This window comes from Agromyces humi (assembly GCF_009720255.1).
GTDB classification, from domain to species: domain Bacteria; phylum Actinomycetota; class Actinomycetes; order Actinomycetales; family Microbacteriaceae; genus Agromyces; species Agromyces humi.
The window spans coordinates 1-5,104 of sequence record NZ_WJSP02000276.1 but is presented as its reverse complement, the minus strand read 5'-3'; the positions used below and the strand labels follow the sequence as shown (position 1 = coordinate 5,104).

Annotated in this window: 6 protein-coding genes and 2 pseudogenes; 2 read left to right on the top strand and 6 right to left on the bottom strand. The window is 72.8% G+C overall.

What is annotated here, in order from left to right:
• The 6 genes and pseudogenes from GH736_RS16945 to GH736_RS25155 form a co-directional block, all read right to left on the bottom strand.
• Nucleotides 1-366: biotin/lipoyl-containing protein (locus GH736_RS16945; protein ID WP_328596891.1), on the bottom strand; the 366-nt coding region annotated here is incomplete at its 3' end.
• Entirely contained in the window at nt 354-1,376 is a 1,023-nt protein-coding gene (locus GH736_RS16940) for an alpha-ketoacid dehydrogenase subunit beta (RefSeq protein WP_159605426.1), read from the bottom strand. The genes GH736_RS16940 and GH736_RS16945, both read right to left, overlap by 13 nt.
• Nucleotides 1,373-2,515, bottom strand: coding sequence for a pyruvate dehydrogenase (acetyl-transferring) E1 component subunit alpha (gene pdhA / locus GH736_RS16935; protein ID WP_159605424.1), 1,143 nt, complete (start codon nt 2,513-2,515; stop codon nt 1,373-1,375). Before pdhA ends, GH736_RS16940 begins: the two co-directional genes overlap by 4 nt.
• Nucleotides 2,516-2,623: 108 nt before the next feature.
• Nucleotides 2,624-3,118 (bottom strand): Lrp/AsnC family transcriptional regulator, encoded by a 495-nt coding sequence (locus GH736_RS16930; protein WP_159605422.1) that lies wholly within the window; start codon nt 3,116-3,118, stop codon nt 2,624-2,626.
• Nucleotides 3,115-3,942 (bottom strand): oxygenase MpaB family protein, encoded by an 828-nt coding sequence (locus GH736_RS16925; RefSeq protein WP_159605420.1) that lies wholly within the window; start codon nt 3,940-3,942, stop codon nt 3,115-3,117. The genes GH736_RS16930 and GH736_RS16925 overlap by 4 nt, the downstream gene beginning before the upstream one ends.
• 17 nt (nt 3,943-3,959) lie before the next feature.
• Nucleotides 3,960-4,220, bottom strand: a pseudogene (locus GH736_RS25155) (aggregation-promoting factor C-terminal-like domain-containing protein); the annotation flags it as partial.
• Between GH736_RS25155 and GH736_RS25635 the strand changes: the two are divergent.
• The gene (locus tag GH736_RS25635) at nt 4,110-4,403 is read left to right on the top strand and encodes a rhodanese-like domain-containing protein (RefSeq protein WP_159605428.1); all 294 of its coding nucleotides are present in this window, start codon (nt 4,110-4,112) and stop codon (nt 4,401-4,403) included. The pseudogene GH736_RS25155 and the gene GH736_RS25635 sit on opposite strands and share 111 nt — an antisense overlap.
• A pseudogene (locus tag GH736_RS16910) lies at nt 4,403-5,104 on the top strand (gephyrin-like molybdotransferase Glp); the annotation flags it as partial. The gene GH736_RS25635 and the pseudogene GH736_RS16910, both read left to right, overlap by 1 nt.

The following is a 5,104-nucleotide window of genomic DNA, read 5'->3' as shown; positions in this document are numbered from 1 at the left end:
GATCCCGGGCTCGGCGGCCACCGGTGGTGCGGATGCCGGCGCAGGGGCCGGCGCGGACGCAGCGACCGGCGCGGGCGCGGCACCTGCGGCATCCGTCGCCGTCTCGACCGACGCGCCCACGGGCGCGAGGGTCATGAGCACGCTGCCGGCGTGGAGCACCTGGCCGGTCTCACCGCCGAGCGACTCGACGACGCCCGCGAACGGCGTGGGCAGCTGAACGACCGACTTGGCGGACTCGAGCTCGACGACGGGCTGGTCGATGGCGACCTCGTCGCCGGGCTGCACGAGCCACGCGACGATCTCGGCCTCGGTCAGGCCTTCGCCGAGGTCGGGGAGGATGAAGTCGCGGCCCATCAGTCGTCCCACTCCCAGGTGTCGAGCGCGGCGAGCACCCGATCGGGTGTCGGCAGGTGGAACTCCTCGAGCTTCGGCGAGGGGAACGGGATGTCGAAGCCGGTGATGCGCAGCACGGGCGCGGCGAGGTGGTGGAAGTTCCGCTCGGTCACCCGAGCTGCCACCTCTGCGCCGTAGCCGCCGAACTGGGCCGCCTCGTGGATGACCGCGGCCCGCGAGGTCTTGCGCACGGACGCCCCGACCGTCTCATCGTCGAAGGGGGAGAGGCTGCGCAGGTCGACGACCTCGATCGAGAGGCCCTCGGCCGCAGCGGCATCCGCGGACTCGAGCGCCGTGCGCACCGTGGGGCCGTACGCCAGCAGGGTGACGTCGGTGCCCTCGCGCACGACGACGGCGCGATCCATCGGTGCGGTCGTCACCGGCAGGCTCAGCGGCGCCTTCGACCAGTACCGGCTCTTCGGCTCCATGAAGACCACGGGGTCGTCGCTGGCGATCGCCTCGCGCAGCATCGAGTAGGCGTCGGCAGGGTTGGAGGGCATCACGACGGTCAGGCCGGGCGTCGCCGTCCAGTACGCCTCGGAGGAGTCGGAGTGGTGCTCCACGCCGCCGATCGCGCCGGCGCAGGGGATGCGCACGACCATCGGGAGGGACATCCGGCCCTTCGTGCGGTTCCGCATCTTCGCGACGTGCGAGACCATCTGCTCGAACGCCGGGTAGCTGAACGCGTCGAACTGCATCTCGACGACCGGTCGCATGCCGTACATCGCCATGCCGATGGCGGTGCCGATGATGCCCGACTCGGCCAAGGGGGAGTCCCAGATGCGGTCCTCGCCGAACTGCGCCTGCAGTCCATCGGTGACGCGGAAGACGCCGCCGAGGGGTCCGACGTCCTCGCCATAGACCACGACGCGGTCGTCGCCGGTCATCGCGTCGCGGAGCGCGGCGTTCAACGCCCCCGCCATGGTGAGCTGCGTGGGTGCGGATGCCGCGGGCGCGGCGTGCTCGGTCGTCGTCGCGGTCATCGGCCGGCTCCGGTGGGCTGGGCGGCCGCCCGGACCGCGGCGTCGGCGAGCTCGGCCTCGAGGCGGGCGCGCTGCTCGAGGAGCGCAGCGCGCGGACGGGCGTAGACGTGGTCGAAGAGCTCGAGGGGGTCGATCTCCGCTTCGACCGTCATCAGGTCGCGCGTGTGCGCGGCGACCGACTCCGCGGCATCCGTGATCTCGGCACGCACGGACTCCGACAGGGCGCCCTCGGACACGAGGTACTTCTCGAGCCGCTCGATGGGGTCGCGGCGCTTCCAGTGCTCGACGTCCCGGGACTGGCGATAGCGGGTCGGGTCGTCGGAGTTCGTGTGCGCCTCGATGCGATACGTGAGTCCCTCGATGAGCGTCGGGCCTCCGCCGGCTCGAGCGCGCTCCACGGCGGCGCGGGTGACCGCGTAGACGGCTGCGACGTCATTGCCGTCGACGTGGTAGCCGGGCATGCCGTAGCCGACCGCCTTGTCGGCGAGGGTGGCGGCGCGCGTCTGGCGGGACAGCGGCACGCTGATCGCGAACTGGTTGTTCTGCACCAGGAAGACCGTGGGGGTCTGCCACACCGCCGCGAAGTTGAACGCCTCGTGCGCGTCGCCCTCGCTGGTCGCGCCGTCGCCGAGGTACGTCATGGTCACGATCGGGTCGTGCCGCAGCCGTGCCGCATGCGCGAGTCCCACGGCGTGCAGCGCCTGGGTGGCGAGGGGTGTCGCCTGCGACGCGGTGCGGTGCGCGTGCTGGTCGTACCCGTTGTGCCAGTCGCCGCGGAACGACTGGAGGATGTCGCCGGGCTCGATGCCGCGCGTGAGCAGCGCGATGCTGTCGCGGTAGGTCGGGAAGAACCAGTCGCGGGCCTCGATCGCCGAGATGGCCCCGATCTCGCAGGCCTCCTGGCCGTACGCCGACGGGTACGTCGCGAGCCGGCCCTGCTTGGTGAGCGCCGTGACCTGCACGTCGAACCGGCGGGCGATCACCATGCGGCGGTAGAGCTCGAGCAGCGTGCCGAGCTCGGGCAGCTCGAAGCCGCCGGATGCCGCGCCGCGGACCGCGTGGCCCGCGTTGTCGAGGAGCCGGATCGGCTTCTCCGACGGCAGGGTTCGGACGCTCTGGTGCTCGACGTTGAGGCTCATACCGCCATGGTGCGACAGTCTGCGCTCGCGCGTGGGGCGTCTGGACGAAGCGTGAACGAACGGCTGCGGCGGCGGCAAAGCGTTGCCGTCCGTCCGGCATTCGGGGCCTCAGGTGCGCCAGATGTCCAGGGTCTGTGCGGGCGGACGTCCCTCGAGTTCGGCGAGGATCAGGTGCGAGCGCGTCGACACCACGCCGGGCATGTCGTGGATGTCACGGAGGATCGCCTGGCTGAGCTGCTCGTGGTCTGGTGCGCTCACCGTGAGCATGATGTCGATGTCCCCCGAGACGGCCTGCACCTTCTCGACGAACGGCAGCGTCGCGAGCTTCGCCGCGATCTGCTCCCATGACACCTCGCCGATGCGCACGACGACGAGCGCGGAGATGTTGAGGCCGATCGCCTTGCGGTCGATCTGTGCGCCGAACCCCGTGATCACCCCGCGCTTCTGCAGCTGCTGCACGCGGTTGTGCGCGGCGGTGCGGGAGATGTGCACCCGTTCGGCCAGGGTGCGCACCGACAGGCGGCCGTCGCGGCTCAGCTCGGCGACGATGCGTCGATCGATGCTGTCGAGCGCGTCGCTGCGGTGCGGTGTCTGCTGGGTCATCGTCGTCCTCGTGGCTCATGCCCAGCGTAGCGGCTGCGGCGGCGTGCGCGACGTAGCGAGGCGCGCATGGGAGCGTGCCGCAGGGCCCGCGGGAGCCGCGGGTAGAGCATCGAGATCGCGCGGAACCAGTCGGCGGCGACCCGCTCGGCGCGCGGCGTGTAGCGGAATCCGTACGCCTCGCGGATGTCGGAGGGGAGGAGGGCGGCGGTCAGCAGGCGCACCGGCGGCAGGAGCACACGGCTCCCCGGCGGGAGCGCGGACGTGCCCGACATCAGCGAACGGGCGACTGTGCGTGCCTCGTCGCCGACCTCGAGGCGACGCACCCGCTCGGCCCACCACTCGTCGAACTCGGCCCGCGTGTCGGGCCATCCGCTGCCGGCCGCCTGGAGACTCGTGCCGAGCGGTGCGTAGCCGCGCACCACGGCATCGGCGCTCACCACGTCGAGTGGGCCCCACACGCGCTCGTGCACCGTGAAAGCCATTGCGAGCAGCGTCGACGCCACCCAGCGCTGGGCGTCGGCGTCGAAGGCGCTGTACGACGGCCCGTCCTCGGTCGCGCCGCCACGCACGGGTCGATGGCGTGCGTTCACGCGCCGCGCGGCGTCGGCGGCGACCTCGTCGTCGCCGAAGCCGATCGCGTAGACGTAGTCGAGCGTGCCCAGCAGCCGGTCGAGGGGACGCTCCCGGAAGCCGCTGTGGCGGGCGACGCCGCGCGCGACGCGAGGATCGGCGAGCTGGAGGAGGATTGCGGCGCCGCCGCCGAGCAGCAGCGCCCCCTCGGCGCCGTGCCGGCGGAACACCTCGCGTTCGTCGTGGTCGGCCATCAGTCCATGATCGGCCATCAGTACCAGTTGGTGGCCTCCGAGTGAGCCCAGGCCGCGCAGGGCGAGCCGTAGCGCGCGTCGATGTAGCCGAGTCCCCAGTCGATCTGCGTGGCGGCGTTCGTGCGCCAGTCCGCGCCGGCGCTGGCCATCTTGCTGCCGGGCAGCGACTGGGGAATGCCGTAGGCGCCGCTCGAGGCGTTGTACGCGTCGGCGCGCCATCCGGATTCCCTCGTCCAGAGGAAGTCGAGGCACCGGAACTGGTCGGAGCCCCAGCCGAACTGGATGTCCGGGCGCGTGAGCTCGACCCCGCGGCATCCGTCGTCGTCTACTGCCACCTCGGCGTGCGCTCGGAGGTCGCGGCGCGATCCCTCGCGCGTGCCGGCTTCGCGAGGGTGCGCAACCTGGCCGGCGGCATCGACGCCTGGTCGCGCACCGTCGACCCGAGCGTGGTGCGGTACTGATGGCGGGCCGCATCCCCGTCGACGAGCACGCGGCATTCGTTCGCTCGCTGCTCACCGGCCTCGGCGCCAGGCCGACCGAGCGGGTGCCGCTCGCCGACGCGCTCGGCCGCATCACCGCCTCGCCGGTCGAGTCGCCCATCGCGCTGCCGCCGTTCCGCAACTCGCAGATGGACGGGTTCGCGGTGCGTGCCGTCGACGTGACGGGGGCCCCGGTGTCCCTCCCTGTCGCGGGCGAGGTCGCCGCGGCGGCCGGCGCTCCCGCGCCGCTGGCGCCCGGCACCGCGGTGCGCATCATGACGGGCGCGCCCGTGCCCGACGGAGCCGACGCCATCGTGCCCGTGGAGGACACGGAGCCCGGCGGAACACATGTCCGCATCCTGCGCCCGCGCGCGGCAGGCGAGTACGTGCGCGAGGCGGGCTCCGACCTCGCCGCCGGGGCCGACGTGCTGCCGCCCGGGCTGAAGCTCGCGTCCCGGCACCTCGCCGCCGCTGCGGCATCCGGGCTGACCGAGCTGCTCGTGCGCGAACACGTGCGCGTCGCCGTCGTGAGCACCGGCAGCGAGCTCGTGCCGCCAGGGACACGGCTCGGACCAGGCGAGATCCCCGACGCGAACGGCGTCGCCATCGCCGCGGCCGTGCGGGCCGTCGGCGCCGTCGTGGTGCACGAGGGCCGGGTCCGCGACGACGTGTCGCGGCTGCGC

Coding starts and splice junctions, on each gene's coding strand:
- pdhA (WP_159605424.1), bottom strand. CDS start 2,515: ATGAGCCTCAACGTCGAGCACCAGAGCGTCCGAACCCTGCCGTCGGAG.
- GH736_RS16930 (WP_159605422.1), bottom strand. CDS start 3,118: ATGACCCAGCAGACACCGCACCGCAGCGACGCGCTCGACAGCATCGAT.
- GH736_RS16940 (WP_159605426.1), bottom strand. CDS start 1,376: ATGACCGCGACGACGACCGAGCACGCCGCGCCCGCGGCATCCGCACCC.
- GH736_RS16925 (WP_159605420.1), bottom strand. CDS start 3,942: ATGGCCGACCACGACGAACGCGAGGTGTTCCGCCGGCACGGCGCCGAG.